This window comes from Streptomyces litchfieldiae, assembly GCF_031845365.1.
Taxonomy (GTDB): Bacteria; Actinomycetota; Actinomycetes; order Streptomycetales; family Streptomycetaceae; genus Streptomyces; species Streptomyces litchfieldiae.
Genome location: NZ_JAVREL010000015.1, coordinates 78,286 through 92,515 on the forward strand (window position 1 = coordinate 78,286; position 14,230 = coordinate 92,515).

Sequence of the window (14,230 nt, forward strand, 5' to 3'; positions counted from 1 at the left end):
CCGGGGAACGAGCCGATGGGCGGGGACGTTTCAGCCCAGCCGCAGGCTCCACCGGCCCGGTCGGCCGCTGAGGCTGACCACCGACAGCGGGTGGACCTCCGTGCGCCAGTAGGACTGCGGGGGCGCCTTCAGCGCGTAGAGCATGGTGGCGCGGATCACCGAGGGTTCGGTGACGGCGACGACGCGGCCATCGCCCTCGACCGGGCGGGTGTCCAGCCAGCGGCCCACCCGCGAGACGAACGACAGCAGCGGCTCGCCACCGTGCGGCGCCGACCGGGGGTCGGCCAGCCAGACGTCCACGGCCCTCGGCTCGCGCGCGGTCACCTCGGTGAGCGTCAGCCCCTGCCACCGCCCCATGTCGCAGTCCCGCAGGGCGGGCTGGGCCAGCGGCGAGAGCCCGAGCGCGTCGCCGGTCTGCCTGCTGCACGGGCTCGGCGAGCAGTAGCGCAACTCGGCGGCGGCCAGGGGCAGCAGGGTGGGAACGGCTCGCTCGACGGCCTGCCAGCCGGCCGTGTCGAGGGGCCGGTCATCACCGAAACGAGTGTCGAAAACCGTCGAACCGCGGGCGGCGGCTATCAGGGTGACCAGCATGGCGCGATCGTACGAGCCGGTAACTTTCCGCACCACTACCGGAGCGTAAAAATGCTGCTGGAATCGTTTCGGCGGGGTGCGGATCGCCTGGTCACGGCGCCGCGCCGAGCACCTCCTCACAGGCGCGGCGCAGGCGGTGCACGCCCTCGGCGATCTCGGCCGGCCCGGCGACGGACACGAAGCCGAGCCGGATGTGCGGGGCGGGCCGCTCGGCCGCGAAGTAGGGCCGGCCGGCGGCGATCGCGACCCCGGCCCGCAGCGCGGCGCCGGCCAGCGCGGTCTCGTCGGCGCCCGCCGGCAGGCCCAGCCACAGGTGGTAGCCGCCCCGCGGCACATACGGCGCCGACAGCCGGGGCAGCTCCCCGGCCAGGGCGGCGGTCATGGCTTCCCGGCGCAGCGTCAACTCCCGGGAAAGCAGGCGCAGATGGCGGCCCCAGGCGGGCGCGCCGACCAGTTCGAGGGCGGCCTCCTGGAGCGGCCGGGGCACGAAGAAGCTGTCCACGACCTGGATCGCGCGCAGCCGCTCACCCACTGGGCCGCGCGCCGCGAGGGCGCCGACCCGGAGGCTGGGCGAGGTGACCTTGGTGAGCGAGCAGACGTGCACCACCGTGCCGTCGGGATCCTCGGCGGCGAGCGTCGGCGGCAGCGGTCCGGCGTCCTCGTGGGCGAGACGGCGGGCGAAGTCGTCCTCGACGACGAACGCGCCGGCCGCGCGCGCCACCGCCAAGACCTCGCGCCGGCGCGCGGCGGACAGCACCGCGCCCGTCGGGTTCTGGAAGAGGGGCTGGCAGACGAAGACCCGCGCCCCGCTGTCCCGCAGGGCCCGCTCCAGCAGCTCGGGCCGGACGCCGTCGGCGTCCACCGGCACCGGCACCGGCCGCAGGCCCGCGGCGCGCGCCACTGCCAGCATCCCCGGATAGGTCGGCGACTCGACGAGCACCGGCGCGCCCGGCGGCGCGAGGGCGCGCAGCGCGGTGCTGAGCGCGCTCTGGCCGCCGGCCGTGATCAGCACGTCGGAGGCGGCGACGGTGCCGGCGCCGTCGTCGATGGCGCGGGCGAACCACGCCCGCAGCTCGGCCAGTCCGTCCATCGGCGGGCGGTCCCAGGCGCCCGGCCGCCGGCCGGCCCGGGCCAGCGCGGCGGCCAGCGCGCGTTCGGGCCGCAGCCCGGGCGCCGGATAGCCGCCGCTGAACTCGATCACGCCCGGCGGCGGGGCGTCCAGCGTGGCCAGCACCCCCTGGGCGTCCACGGTGCGCGGCACCTGATCGGGGGCCGCCACGGCGGTCAGCGTGACCTCCTGCCAGCTCACGTCCCCGCGGCGCGGCCGGGCGGCCCGCGGCTCGGACCGGAACGCGCCCGCGCCGGGCCGGGTGACGACCAGCCCCTCGGCGGCCAGCGCGCCCAGCGCCCGCGAGACGGTGACCGGGCTGACCCGGTACCGCTCGACAAGCTCCCGACTCGGCGGCAACTTCTCCCCCACCGAGTAGCGCTTCAGCTCACCACGCAGGACAGCGGTCAACTCGGCCACGCTGCTACCCTGATTCATGACAGCAGAGAATAGCGCTATCGCACCGGTTCGAGTAGCGATCCCAGCCCGCCGAGGCCGGGACCGCGCCGGGCTGCTCCTGGCAGCCGCGGGAGTCACCGCGTTCTCCCTCACCTTCCCCGCCACCGTCTGGGCCATGGACGGCCTCGGCCCCTGGACGGTGACCACCGCCCGCACCGTGCTCGCCGCCCTCATCGCCGGCTGCTGTCTGACGGTCGCGCGCGTCCCCCTCCCCGCCCGCCGGCACTGGCCGGGCCTGGCCCTGGTCGCCGCTGGCTGCGTGGCCGGCTTCCCGCTGCTGACCACCCTCGCGCTCCAGACCTCCGGCACCGCCCACGCGGCCGTCGTCGTCGGGCTGCTGCCGCTGACCACCGCCGGCTACGCCGCGGCGCGCACCGGCCACCGCCCCGCGCCCGCCTTCTGGGGCGCGGCGGCGGCCGGCGCCGCCGTCGTGCTCGCCTTCGCGATACACCAGAGCGGCGGCGCGCCCACGGCCGGCGACCTCTACCTGTTCGCCGCGCTGCTGATCTGCGCGGCCGGCTACGGTGAGGGCGCCCGGCTCGCCGGGCTGATGCCGGGCTGGCAGGTGATCTCCTGGGGCCTGGCCGGCTGTCTGCCGCTCGCCGTGCCCGGCCTGGCGATCGCGCTGCTGGCCGAGCCCGCCCGGCTGACCGGCCAGACGGCGGCCGGGCTGCTCTGGCTGGCGACGGGCTCCAGCCTGCTGGGCATGGTCGTCTGGTACCGCGGCCTGGCCCGGGCCGGCGTCGCCCGGGCCAGCCAGCTCCAGTTGGCCCAGCCGCTGCTGACCGTGGTGTGGTCCGTGGCCCTGCTCGGCGAGCCGCTGTCCCCCGCCGCGCCGGTCGCCGCCGTCGCCGTGCTGGCCTGCATCGCCGTCACCCAGCGGGCTCACGGTGCCGGACGGGCCGGCCGGCCGTAGACTGGGAGAACGAGTGACGGGCATCACAGTGATGGGCGACAGGAGGGTTCTCCTGATGCAGGCGAAGACTGGCGACCGCGTCGTGACGCACGGCCGGACCGTAGGACAGCGGGACCGGGTGACCGAGATCGTGGAGGTCCTGGGCCCCGACGGGGAGCCCCCCTACCGCGTGCGCTCGGCGGACGGCCACGAGAGCGTGATGTCCCCGGGCCCGGACTCCGTGGTCGAGCCGGGCAAGAAGCGCCGCCGCTGACCCCGGCGCCCCGGGCCGGGCCCCGGCTCCTCGCCCGGCCCCAAGGACGCCCTGGCACATCGGAGTTGACCCGCGACCGGCGGAACGGCCGGGCGGGTCAGCCCCGGTAGTGGTCCTCGAACACCCGGCTCATCGCCCCGATGGGATCGGACAGCACCTGGCTGGCGGAGTAGAAGACGTTCCCGCCGACCGGCGCGTGGTCCCGGCAGAGCGTCAGATGCCGCGACAGCTCGGCCGGATCCTGCCAGGCCTCGGGCTGCGCGGGATCGCCCGCCTTGTAGAGGGCCTCGCCGATGTACAGCGCGACATCCGTGCCCTCGGCGACGTCCGACCACCAGCGGACCAGCGTGGCGTAGTCCGCCGCGGTGTTCCCGATGTGCCAGTAGACCTGCGGCACCACATAGTCCAGCCAGCCCTCCTTCACCCAGGTCCGGACGTCCGCGTACAGGTCGTCATACGTCTGCACGCCGCCGTCGGTGTCGGACCCGAGCGGGTCGGTGGCCCTGTTGCGCCAGATGGCGAACGGGCTTACGCCGAACGGGACGCCGGGCCGCGCCGCCCGGACCCGGTCGCGCATCTCCCGTACCAGCAGGTCGATGTTGTGCCGCCGCCAGTCGCCGCGGTCCTCGTATCCGCCGCCGTGCTCGCGGAACGCCGCGTCGTCGTCGAACTCCTCGCCCGCCACCGGGTACGGGTAGAAGTAGTCGTCCCAGTGCACCCCGTCGATCTCGTACGACTCGACCGCGTGCATCATCGCGTCCTGGACGAACGCCCGCACCTCGGGGAGCCCGGGGTTGTAGTAGAGCCGCCCGCCATAGGGAACGGCCCAGCCCGGGTGGTCCCGGACGGGATGCCCCTCCGCCAGCTTCCCGGGGTCGTCGTGGGTCGCGACGCGGTACGGGTTGAACCAGGTGTGCAGGGCCAGCCCGCGGTCGTGGGCCTCCCGCACCGCGAAGTCCAGCGGATCCCAGCCCGGGTCCCGGCCCGGTACCCCGGTCAGCCACTGCGACCACGGCTCGAAGGGCGAGGGCCACAGCGCGTCGGCGGTCGGCCTGACCTGGAGGAAAACGGTGTTGAGCCCCCAGTCCGCCGCCGTGTCCAACAGCCCGGTGAGCTCAGCCTGGGCGTCGGCGGGCGACAGGCCCTGCGCGGCGGGCCAGTCGATGTTGGCCAAGGTCGCGATCCACATCCCGCGCACGTCTGCGGATGCGCGGGGACCGGACCGGCCGCGGCCCCGCCGCGCGAATGGCCCCGGCTGCGCGGATGCCTGACTGAGCGTCAGCGTTCCGGCCAGCGTGCCGACCGCCGCGACGGCCAGCCCTCTGCGGGTGATGCGTCCCATGTGATGCCCCCTTCGTCTCGCTTCGTGATGCATGCCCCGCTCAGCGTGACCAAGTCCCGGCTCACAAAGCCCCGTGACACACCCTTATGCGAACAACATTCGATAGTTAACATCGGCGACACGTACCTGGGAGCGCTCCCACCGCTTGACCACCCCCCAAACCGCCGCCTTGGCGGATGAGTACGGAGAGGAGCGCCAGCGTGCGCACAGGGAGACCGGCCATCGCTTTGCTGGCCGGCATGGCACTCACGGGCGGGCTGCTCACCGCCAGTGCTTCCACGGCCGTGGCCGAGGAGGAGTCCGCCCCCGCGGCCTCCGCCGCGGTGGCCGAGAGCTACGCGTGGGACAACGTCCAGATCGGCGGTGGCGGCTTCGTGCCGGGCATCGTCTTCAACCGCTCCGAGCCGAACCTCGCCTACGCCCGGACCGACATCGGCGGCGCCTACCGCTGGAACGAGGCGGCGCAGGAGTGGGTCCCCCTGCTGGACCACGTCGGCTGGGACGAGTGGGGCTACTCGGGCGTGGCCTCCATCGCCACGGACGCGGTGGACCCGGACCGGGTGTACGCCGCCGTCGGCACCTACACCAACGACTGGGACCCCAACAACGGCGCGATCCTGCGGTCGTCGGACCGGGGCGAGACCTGGCAGACCACCGAGCTGCCGTTCAAGCTCGGCGGGAACATGCCCGGCCGCGGCATGGGCGAGCGCCTGGTCGTGGACCCCAACGACAACGACGTGCTCTACCTCGGCGCGCCCAGCGGCGAGGGCCTGTGGCGCAGCACCGACGCGGGTGTCACCTGGCACGAGGTGACCTCCTTCCCCAACCCGGGTGACTACGTCATCAACCCGGACGACCCGTCGGGCCTGGAGAACGACATCATCGGCGTCGCCTGGGTGACGTTCGATCCCCGTTCCGGCACCCCGGGCAGCCCGACGCAGACCATCTACGCGGGCGTCGCCGACCTGGAGGAGAGCATCTACCGCTCCACCGACGGGGGCGCGACGTGGGAGGCGGTCCCGGGCCAGCCGGCCGGCTACCTCCCGCACAAGGGGGTGCTGGACGAGGAGACCGGCGATCTGTACATCGCCACCAGTGACAACCCCGGTCCCTACGCCGGCGCCGACGGCGAGGTCTGGCGGTTCGACACCGCGGACGGCACCTGGACGGACGTCTCCCCCGTGCCGGCCGGAGGCGACCGCACGTTCGGCTTCAGCGGGCTGACCGTGGACCGGCAGAACCCGGGCACGGTGATGGTCACGGGGTACAGCTCGTGGTGGCCGGACACCCAGATCTTCCGTTCCACCGACAGCGGCGAGAACTGGACGGCGTCCTGGTCCTGGGGCAACTACCCGGAGCGGAACAAGCGCTACGCCATGGACATCTCCGACGTGCCGTGGCTGACGTTCGGCGCGAACCCGCAGCCGCCGGAGGAGTCGCCGAAGCTCGGGTGGATGACCGAGGCGATGGAGATCGACCCGTTCAACCCGGACCGGATGATGTACGGCACCGGCGCGACGATCTACGGCACGACCGAGCTCACGAACTGGGACAGCGACCAGACCTTCACCATCCGGCCGATGGTCCGGGGCCTGGAGGAGACGGCCGCGCTGGACCTGGCCAGCCCGCCCTCGGGCGCCGAACTGCTCAGCGGCCTGGGCGACATCGGCGGCTTCCGGCACACGGACGTGGAGCAGATCCCGTCGACGATGTTCCCGGCCTTCGGGACCACGACCAGCCTGGACTTCGCCGAGCTGGCCCCGGCCACGGTGGTCCGCGTCGGCAACCACGTCGGCGACGGCACCGAGCCCACGGTCGGCTTCTCGACCGACGGCGGGTCGAACTGGTTCCAGGGCACCGCGCCCAGCGGCGCGGTCGGCGGCACGGTGGCCGCGGCGGCGGACGGCAGCCGCTTCGTGTGGAGCCCGGCGGAGGGCGCCGGGGCCCACTACTCGGTGGGCTTCGGCAACAGCTGGACCGCGTCCCAGGGCCTGCCGCAGGGCGCCCGGGTCGAGGCCGACCGGGTGGACCCGGACGTCTTCTACGGCGTCGCCGGGGGCACGTTCTACGTCAGCACCGACGGCGGCGCGACGTTCACTGCCTCGGCCGCCACGGGTCTGCCGACCGGTGACGTCCGGTTCGCGGCGGTGCCGGGCAAGAGCGGCGACGTGTGGCTGGCCGGCGGCGGCCTGTGGCACTCCACGGACGCCGGCGCCACGTTCACCGAGATCGCCGGCATCGAGGCCGACAACATCGGTTTCGGCAAGGCGGCCACGGGCGCCTCCTACCACACGCTCTACAGCAGCGCGGTCGTGGACGGCGTGCGCGGCATCTTCCGTTCCACCGACGCGGGCCAGACCTGGGTGCGGATCAACGACGACGAGCACCAGTGGGCCTGGACCGGTGCAGCCATCACCGGTGACCCGGACGTGTTCGGGCGGGTCTACATCGCCACCAACGGCCGCGGTGTCATCTACGGCGACACCTCCGAGCCCGGCGGCGACCCGGGGACCGATCCGGACCCGGACCCGGATCCCGACCCGCCGACCGGCGCGTGCAAGGTCGGCTACCGGGTGACCGGTGAGTGGTCGGGCGGCTTCCAGGGCGAGGTCACGGTGGCCAACACCGGGACCCAGCCGCTGACCGACTGGGAGCTGACCTGGTCGTTCCCCTCCGGGCAGCGGATCAGCCAGTTGTGGAACGGCACCTTCACCCAGACCGGTGCCGAGGTCGCGGTCGGCCCGGCGGCCTGGAACAGGTCGCTGTCCCCCGGCAGCTCGGCGACCATCGGGTTCGTCGGCAGCTGGTCGGGCAGCAATGGGGTGCCGGCCGCCTTCGAGATCAACGGCGGGGCCTGCACGACCGGCTGAACCACCGCGCCACCGCACGTCCCGGGAGGACCGGCCCCGGCCGGTCCTCCCCCGTGCCGGAGGGGTAACGTCGTGGCGAGGCGAAGATCGGCGAAGGGGCAGGGTGTGACCGATATCGAACGCGTCGGAGTCGTGGGCTGCGGCCTGATGGGCTCCGGCATCGCCGAGGTGTGTGCCCGCTCGGGCCTCGACGTCCGGGTCGCGGAGACCACGGGCGAGGCTCTGGAGCTCGGCCGCACCCGGCTGGCGAACTCGCTGGGCAAGGCGGCGGAGCGCGGGAAGATCAGCGAGGAGGAGCGGGACGCGGCGCTGGACCGCATCACGTTCACCACGGATCTGGGCGAGTTCGCCGACCGCGATCTGGTGATCGAGGCGGTCGTGGAGAACGAGCAGGTGAAGACCGAGATCTTCCAGGTCCTGGACCAGGTGGTCACCCGCCCGGACGCGATCCTGGCCTCGAACACCTCGGCCATCCCCCTGGTGAACCTGGCCGTCGCCACCTCCCGCCCGGCCCAGGTGGTGGGCATCCACTTCTTCAACCCGGCCCAGGTGCAGCGCCTCGTGGAGCTGATCCCGGCGCTGACCACCTCGGAGGAGACCGTCAAACGAGCCGAGGCGCTTATCTCCGGCGTGCTGGGCAAGCACCCGATCCGGGCGCAGGACCGCTCGGGCTTCGTGGTGAACGCGCTGCTCATCCCCTATGTGCTCGCCGCCGTCCGGATGTTCGAGTCGGGGGCGGCCAGCCGTGAGGACATCGACGCCGGGATGGAGCTGGGCTGCGCCCACCCGCTCGGCCCGCTGAAGATCGCCGACCTCATCGGCCTGGACACCGTCACCGCGATCGCGCAGTCGATGTACGAGGAGCTGAAGGAGCCGCTGTACGCGCCGCCGCCGCTGTTGCTGCGGATGGTCGCGGCCGGCCAGCTCGGACGGAAGACGGGCGCCGGCTTCTACCCGTACGGCGGCGCGTAACCGGCCCTCGTTCCCCCGGCTCCGTTCCCTCGCCGTCCGAGGTGCCGGGGCCGGGACGGGCGGTCAGGAGGCGCGTTTGCGCCCGGCGGCCTTCTTCTTCGCCGGGGCCTTCTTCCCGGTGGACTTCTTCGCCGCCGCCTTCTTGGCCGGGGCCTTCTTCCCGGGCGCCTTCTTGGCGGTCTTCTTCGCGGCGGACTTCTTGATCGGCGTCACGGTCGCCTCCGCCCCCTCCTCCCGTTCCTCCTCCCCGCGCGACTCCCGCGCGCTGCGCACGCTGTCCTCCAGGGCGGCCATCAGGTCGACGACCTTGCCGCCGCGCGGGGCGATCTCGGCCGGCTCCGGCGCGGCGCCGGAGAGCTTGGCGCTGACCAGCGCCTCCACCGCCTCCCGGTACTCGTCGTGCAGTTCCGCCATCTCGACGGAGCCGAGCGTGTCCATCAGCGTGTAGGCGAGGTCCAGCTCGGCGTCGCGGACCGTGACCTTCTCGGTCGGGGCCAGGCCCGCCGCCGACCGGATCTCGTCCGGCCACAGCAGCGTGTGCATGCCGATGACGTCCTCGTCCTCCAGCGCCCGGACCAGGGCGAGCGTCTCCCGGCCGCGCATCGCCAGCTTGGCGATGGCGCCCTTGTCGGCCCGCCGCAGCGCCTCGCGCAGCAGCACATAGGGCTTGGCCGCTCCCGTGTCGGCCGTCAGGTAGTAGGAGCGGTCGAGCTGGTAGGGGTCGATGCTGCTCACGGGCACGAAACCCAGGATCTCCACGGTGCGGGCCGTGGGCAGCGGCAGCACGGCCAGGTCGTCGTCGGTGAGCTGGATGATGGAGCCGTCGTCCGTCTCGTACCCCTTGCCGATCTGGTCGCCGGAGACCTCCTCGCCGTCGATCTCGCAGACCTTCCGGTAGCGGATCTTCCCCTCGTCGGCGGTGTGGATCTGGCGGAACGAGACCGAGTGGCTCTCCGTCGCGCTGACGACCTTCACGGGGATGGTGACCAGGCCGAAGGATATGGAGCCCTTCCAGATGGTTCGCATCATCTGCCCCTTTCGTGCCAGTCTCAGGGTATGCCTGTCGTCTCCGTGGAGGGGCGCCGTCTGGCCCTGTCGAATCTGGACAAGGTCATCTATCCCGACGGCACGACCAAGGGCGAGCTGCTCCACTACTACGCCACCCATGGGAGCGTGCTGCTGCCGCACCTCGCCGGCCGGCCGCTGAGCCTGCTGCGGTACCCGGACGGGCCCGAGGGCGAGACGTTCTTCGCCAAGAACGTTCCGCCGGGCACCCCCGAGTGGGTGACGACCGCCGAGGTGCCCCGCTCCGGCGGCGGCACCATGCGGCAGGTGGTGATCAACGAGCTGGCCGCGCTGGTGTGGGCGGCGAACCTGGTGGTGGAGTTCCACACGCCGCAGTGGCTGGCCGGCGACCCCGGGATGGCCGACCGGCTGGTATTCGACCTGGACCCGGGCGAGCCCGCGACCGTCGTGGAGTGCTGCGAGGTCGCGCGCTGGCTGCGCGACCGGCTGGCGGCCGACGGGCTGACGGCCTACGCCAAGACTTCGGGCGGCAAGGGCCTGCACCTGCTCAGCCCGCTGCGGCCGACCGCGCCCGCGGCGGAGACCTCGGCCTATGCCAAGGCGCTGGCGCGGGAGGCCGCCAAGGCGCTGTCGGGGCTGGCCATCGCGACGATGACCCGCCGCCTGCGGCCCGGCAAGGTGTTCATCGACCACAGCCAGAACGCCGCCCGCAAGACCACCGCGACGCCCTACACGCTGCGGGCCCGCGCCACCCCCCTGGTCTCCGCGCCCGTCGGCTGGGACGAGATCGAGGGCTGCGCCTCGCCGGAGCAACTGATCTTCGCCCTGCCGGACATGCCCGCCCGGCTGGACGCGTACGGCGATCTGATGCGGGACCTGTCCGACCCCCGCCGCGCCCGGCCGCTGCCGGCGGCCGGCTGAGAACGCGGCTGGCCCCCGCCCGGCGTGCGGGCGGGGCCGGCGAGACCCGGAGCCGGGGGTCAGCCCCGCAGGACGGCGCCCGTGCGCTCCACCGCGGCGGCCACCGCCGCCTCGCGGGCGGCCGTCGCCTCCTCGGCGGTCAGCGTGCGGTCCGGCGCCCGGAAGCGCAGCGCGTAGGCCAGCGACTTCCGGCCCGGCCCGACCTGCTCGCCGGTGAACACGTCGAACAGCCGCAGCGACTCCAGCAGCTCCCCCGCACCGGACCGCAGCGCGGCCTCGACCTCGGCGGCGGGCACCGCCGCGTCGACCACGAGGGCGACATCCTGCGTGGCGACCGGGAACGACGAGATGCTCGGCGCGCTCAGCGGCCCGGTCGCGGCCCGGCCCAGCAGGTCGAGATCGGCCTCCATGGCGCAGGTGCCCGCGGGCAGGCCGAGCGCCTTGATGACGCGCGGGTGCAGCTCACCGGCGTGGCCGACCAGCGTCTTCGTGCCGTCCACGACGACGAACAGCGCCGCGCACCGGCCGGGGTGCCAGGGCGCGTGCCGGTCGTTCTCGACGATCAGCTCCACGCCCGCCTGCCGGGCCACGGTGCGGGCGGACTCCACGGCGTCCGCCCAGTCGGCCAGGCGGCCCGGTCCCCACCAGCCCGCGGGCTCGCGGGCACCGGCGAGAACGGTGGCGACCCGGCGCGGCTGCTGGGGCAGCGTGGCGTTCAGGCCGGCGATCTCCTCGTCGGACGGCCGGACGGTGACGGGCAGCCGGGCCGGCGCGGCCTCGTTCCCGGTCGGCCGGAAGACCAGGCCCGTCTCGAAGAGGGCGAGCTCCTGGCTGCCCCGGCCGTGGTTGCGGCGCAGCGCCTCCAGCAGTCCGGGCAGCAGGGTGGTCCGCAGCGCGGGCGCCTCGTCCGAGAGGGGGTTGACCAGCCGGACCACGCGGCGGCGCGCGTCGTCGGCGGGCAGCCCGAGCGCGTCCAGCGCGGCGGGCCCGACGAACGGGTAGTTCAGCGCCTCGACATAGCCGGCGCCGACCAGGGCGCGGCCGACCCGCCGGTGCAGGCGCTGCCGTTCGGTCAGGCCGCGGCCGGCCGGCGGGCGGGGCAGCGTGGCGGGCAGCGCCTCGTAGCCCTCCAGCCGGATGACCTCCTCGGCGAGGTCGTTGGGGTCGGTGAGGTCCGGGCGCCAGCTCGGCACGGTGACGGTGAGCTCGTCGGTGCCGGTGACGTCGCAGCCGATCTCCTGGAGGCGGCGCACCACGGTCTCCCGGCCATAAGTGACGCCCGCGACCCGGTCGGGGTGGTCGGCGGGGATGACGATGGCGCGCGCGGCACGGTCCGCGGCGACCTCGGTGACGCCGGGGTCGGCCTTGCCGCCGGCCAGCAGCACCAACAGGTCGACGGCGCGCTGCCCGGCGGCCGCCGCGGCCTGCGGGTCGACGCCGCGCTCGAAGCGCCGGGCCGCCTCGCTGGCGAGCTTGTGGCGGCGGGCGGTGCGGGCGACCGAGACGGGGTCGAAGTGGGCGATCTCCAGCACGATGTCGGTGGTGCCCTGGGCCTGGCCGACCAGCGGCTCCTCGGTGGCGTCGGCGATCTCCGTGTCCGCGCCGCCCATCACCCCCGCCAGCCCGATCGGGCCGTTGCCGTCGGTGATGACCAGGTCCTCGGGGTCCAGGGCCCGCGCGGCGCCGTCCAGGGTGGTCAGCTTCTCCCCCGGCCGCGCGCGGCGCACCCCGATGGGGCCGGACAGCCGGGCGCGGTCGTAGGCGTGCAGCGGCTGGCCGATCTCCAGCATCACGTAGTTGGTGATGTCCACGGCCAGGGAGATCGGGCGCATGCCGGCCTTTTGGAGCCGCCGTTGCAGCCAGATCGGCGAGTGCGCCTCGGGGCGCAGCCCGCCGACGGTGCGTACGACGAGCCGGTCGCAGGCGGCCGGGTCGGCGACCTCGGCCGGGTAGCCGGAGTCGTTCGGCGCGGGCACGTCCAGCAGCGCCGGGTCGCGCAGCGGCAGCCCGAACGCGGTGGCGGTCTCGCGGGCGATGCCGCGCATGGACAGGCAGTAGCCGCGGTTGGTGGTCACGGCGATGTCGAGCACCTCGTCGACGAGCTCCAGCAGCTCGATCGCGTCGGTGCCGGCCTCGTGCTCCGGCGGGAGCACGAGGATGCCGCCGTGGTCGTCGCCGAGGCCCAGCTCGCGCGCCGAGCAGATCATGCCCTCGGAGACCCGGCCGTAGGTCTTTCGGGCGCTGATCTCGAACCCGCCGGGCAGCACGCCGCCCGGCAGCACCACGACGACCTTGTCGCCGACCCGGAAGTTGGTGGCGCCGCAGACGATGTTCTGCGGCTGGCCGGTGCCGTTGGCGGTGCCGACGTCCACCTGGCAGTACCGGATGGGCTTCTTGAACTCGGTGAGCTCCTCGATGGCCAGGACACGGCCGACGACCAGCGGGCCGGTGATGTCGGCGCCGAGCTGCTCGACGGTCTCGACCTCCAGCCCGGCGGCGATCAGCCTGGCCGCCACGTCGCGGCCGGTCACCCCGGCCGGCAGGTCGACGTACTCCCGCAGCCAGGAAAGCGGGGCGCGCATCAGATCTCCATCCCGAACGGCCGGGTGAACCGCACGTCACCCTCGATCATGTCTCGCATGTCCTCGACGTTGTGGCGGAACATCAGCATCCGCTCGATGCCGAAGCCGAACGCGAAGCCGCTGTACTTCTCCGGGTCGATGCCGCAGGCGATGAGCACCCGCGGGTTGACCACGCCGCAGCCGCCGAGCTCGATCCAGCCCTCGCTGGCACAGGTGCGGCAGGGCCGGTCCGGGTTCCCCACGGACTCGCCGCGGCAGCGGAAGCACACCATGTCCATCTCGGCGGACGGCTCGGTGAAGGGGAAGTAGTCGGGGCGCAGCCGGGTGCGCATGCCCTCGCCGAAGAGCGCCTGGACCATGTGGTCGAGCGTGCCCTTGAGGTCCGCCATGGTCAGGCCCTCGTCGACGGCGAGGAGCTCGACCTGGTGGAAGACCGGCGTGTGGGTGGCGTCCAGCTCGTCGGTGCGGTAGACGCGGCCCGGGCAGATCACGTAGATCGGCGGCTCGCCGCGCAGCATCGAGCGGATCTGCACCGGGGAGGTGTGGGTGCGCAGCACCAGGCCGGACTCCCCGGCGGCCGAGCCGCGGTCGGCGGCGGACGCCGCCTCGGCGCCCTCCACGAAGAACGTGTCGTGGGTGGAGCGCGCCGGGTGGTCGGGTCCGATGTTGAGCGCGTCGAAGTTGAACCACTCGGCCTCCAGCTCGGGGCCCTCGGCGACCTCGTAGCCCATGGCCACGAAGATGTCCTCGATGCGCTCCGAGAGGGTGGTGAGCGGGTGCCGGGCGCCGGCCGGGGCCCGGTCGTAGGGCAGCGTGACGTCCACGGCCTCCTCGACCAGGACGCGCTCGTCGCGCTCGGCCTCCAGTTCCTCCTGGCGGACGGCGAGGGCCTTGTTCACCTCGCCGCGGGCCCGGCCGACGCGCTTGCCGGCGTCGGCCTTGGCGTGCGGCGGCAGGGCGCCGATCTCGCGGTTGGCCAGGGCCAGCGGCGAACGGTCGCCCGCGTGGGCCGCCTTGACCTCCCGCAGCGCGTCGAGGCTGTCCGCGGCGGCGATCGCCGCGAGCGCCTCGTCGCGCACCCGGTCGATGTTTTCCGGTTTCAGTGCCTCGACCTCGACAGGGTCGTACGACTTGTTGGGTGCCGACATCTCTTCCCGTGCTTCCGTTTTTTGCGCCCCGCCGCGCGCCCC

The 14,230-nt window shown here is 73.7% G+C and carries 11 protein-coding genes; 5 read left to right on the top strand and 6 right to left on the bottom strand.

Going from position 1 to position 14,230, the window contains the following annotated elements; all coding sequences use genetic code 11:
- Window positions 1-30: 30 nt before the first annotated feature.
- Entirely contained in the window at window positions 31-591 is a 561-nt protein-coding gene (locus RM590_RS23990) for a histidine phosphatase family protein (RefSeq protein ID WP_311706763.1), read from the bottom strand.
- A 91-nt stretch (window positions 592-682) separates the two neighbouring features.
- Window positions 683-2,137 (bottom strand): aminotransferase-like domain-containing protein, encoded by a 1,455-nt coding sequence (locus RM590_RS23995; protein WP_311706764.1) that lies wholly within the window; start codon window positions 2,135-2,137, stop codon window positions 683-685.
- On the opposite strand from RM590_RS23995, the gene RM590_RS24000 reads away from it, so the two are divergent.
- Together RM590_RS24000 and RM590_RS24005 are read left to right on the top strand one after the other, a co-directional pair.
- Window positions 2,136-3,074 carry a DMT family transporter gene (locus tag RM590_RS24000; protein ID WP_311706765.1) on the top strand — a complete coding sequence of 313 codons (939 nt, stop codon included), beginning with the start codon at window positions 2,136-2,138 and terminating at the stop codon, window positions 3,072-3,074. The two genes, RM590_RS23995 and RM590_RS24000, sit on opposite strands and share 2 nt — an antisense overlap.
- Window positions 3,075-3,129: 55 nt before the next feature.
- On the top strand, window positions 3,130-3,327 hold the full coding sequence (locus tag RM590_RS24005; protein ID WP_311706766.1) for a DUF1918 domain-containing protein: 198 nt from the start codon (window positions 3,130-3,132) through the stop codon (window positions 3,325-3,327).
- Window positions 3,328-3,424: 97 nt separating this feature from the next.
- Here RM590_RS24005 and RM590_RS24010 read toward each other — a convergent pair whose 3' ends face one another.
- Window positions 3,425-4,669 carry a glycoside hydrolase family 10 protein gene (locus tag RM590_RS24010; protein WP_311706767.1) on the bottom strand — a complete coding sequence of 415 codons (1,245 nt, stop codon included), beginning with the start codon at window positions 4,667-4,669 and terminating at the stop codon, window positions 3,425-3,427.
- Window positions 4,670-4,908: 239 nt separating this feature from the next.
- On the opposite strand from RM590_RS24010, the gene RM590_RS24015 reads away from it, so the two are divergent.
- Window positions 4,909-7,539 (top strand): cellulose binding domain-containing protein, encoded by a 2,631-nt coding sequence (locus RM590_RS24015; RefSeq protein WP_311706865.1) that lies wholly within the window; start codon window positions 4,909-4,911, stop codon window positions 7,537-7,539.
- A gap of 105 nt (window positions 7,540-7,644) precedes the next feature.
- A complete protein-coding gene (locus RM590_RS24020; protein WP_311706768.1) occupies window positions 7,645-8,511 on the top strand; it encodes a 3-hydroxybutyryl-CoA dehydrogenase in 867 nt (288 codons plus the stop codon).
- A gap of 63 nt (window positions 8,512-8,574) precedes the next feature.
- Here the strand turns inward: RM590_RS24020 and ku are convergent, their stop codons facing one another.
- Window positions 8,575-9,537, bottom strand: coding sequence for a non-homologous end joining protein Ku (gene ku, locus RM590_RS24025; RefSeq protein ID WP_311706769.1), 963 nt, complete (start codon window positions 9,535-9,537; stop codon window positions 8,575-8,577).
- A 30-nt stretch (window positions 9,538-9,567) separates the two neighbouring features.
- Here ku and ligD point away from each other — a divergent pair, with 30 nt between their 5' ends.
- The gene (gene ligD, locus RM590_RS24030; RefSeq protein ID WP_311706770.1) at window positions 9,568-10,458 is read left to right on the top strand and encodes a non-homologous end-joining DNA ligase; all 891 of its coding nucleotides are present in this window, start codon (window positions 9,568-9,570) and stop codon (window positions 10,456-10,458) included.
- 59 nt (window positions 10,459-10,517) lie between these two features.
- Here ligD and pheT read toward each other — a convergent pair whose 3' ends face one another.
- On the bottom strand, window positions 10,518-13,040 hold the full coding sequence (gene pheT, locus RM590_RS24035) for a phenylalanine--tRNA ligase subunit beta (RefSeq protein ID WP_311706771.1): 2,523 nt from the start codon (window positions 13,038-13,040) through the stop codon (window positions 10,518-10,520).
- Entirely contained in the window at window positions 13,040-14,188 is a 1,149-nt protein-coding gene (gene pheS / locus RM590_RS24040; protein WP_311706772.1) for a phenylalanine--tRNA ligase subunit alpha, read from the bottom strand. Before pheS ends, pheT begins: the two co-directional genes overlap by 1 nt.
- Window positions 14,189-14,230 lie beyond the last annotated feature (42 nt).

What these genes read in the sequence shown, in the direction of transcription:
- ku (WP_311706769.1), bottom strand. Translation starts at nt 9,537, where the DNA reads ATGCGAACCATCTGGAAGGGCTCCATATCCTTCGGCCTGGTCACCATC.
- RM590_RS24015 (WP_311706865.1), top strand. Translation starts at nt 4,909, where the DNA reads ATGGCACTCACGGGCGGGCTGCTCACCGCCAGTGCTTCCACGGCCGTG.
- RM590_RS24010 (WP_311706767.1), bottom strand. Translation starts at nt 4,669, where the DNA reads ATGGGACGCATCACCCGCAGAGGGCTGGCCGTCGCGGCGGTCGGCACG.
- RM590_RS24005 (WP_311706766.1), top strand. Translation starts at nt 3,130, where the DNA reads ATGCAGGCGAAGACTGGCGACCGCGTCGTGACGCACGGCCGGACCGTA.
- RM590_RS23990 (WP_311706763.1), bottom strand. Translation starts at nt 591, where the DNA reads ATGCTGGTCACCCTGATAGCCGCCGCCCGCGGTTCGACGGTTTTCGAC.
- pheS (WP_311706772.1), bottom strand. Translation starts at nt 14,188, where the DNA reads ATGTCGGCACCCAACAAGTCGTACGACCCTGTCGAGGTCGAGGCACTG.
- pheT (WP_311706771.1), bottom strand. Translation starts at nt 13,040, where the DNA reads ATGCGCGCCCCGCTTTCCTGGCTGCGGGAGTACGTCGACCTGCCGGCC.
- RM590_RS24000 (WP_311706765.1), top strand. Translation starts at nt 2,136, where the DNA reads ATGACAGCAGAGAATAGCGCTATCGCACCGGTTCGAGTAGCGATCCCA.
- ligD (WP_311706770.1), top strand. Translation starts at nt 9,568, where the DNA reads ATGCCTGTCGTCTCCGTGGAGGGGCGCCGTCTGGCCCTGTCGAATCTG.
- RM590_RS23995 (WP_311706764.1), bottom strand. Translation starts at nt 2,137, where the DNA reads ATGAATCAGGGTAGCAGCGTGGCCGAGTTGACCGCTGTCCTGCGTGGT.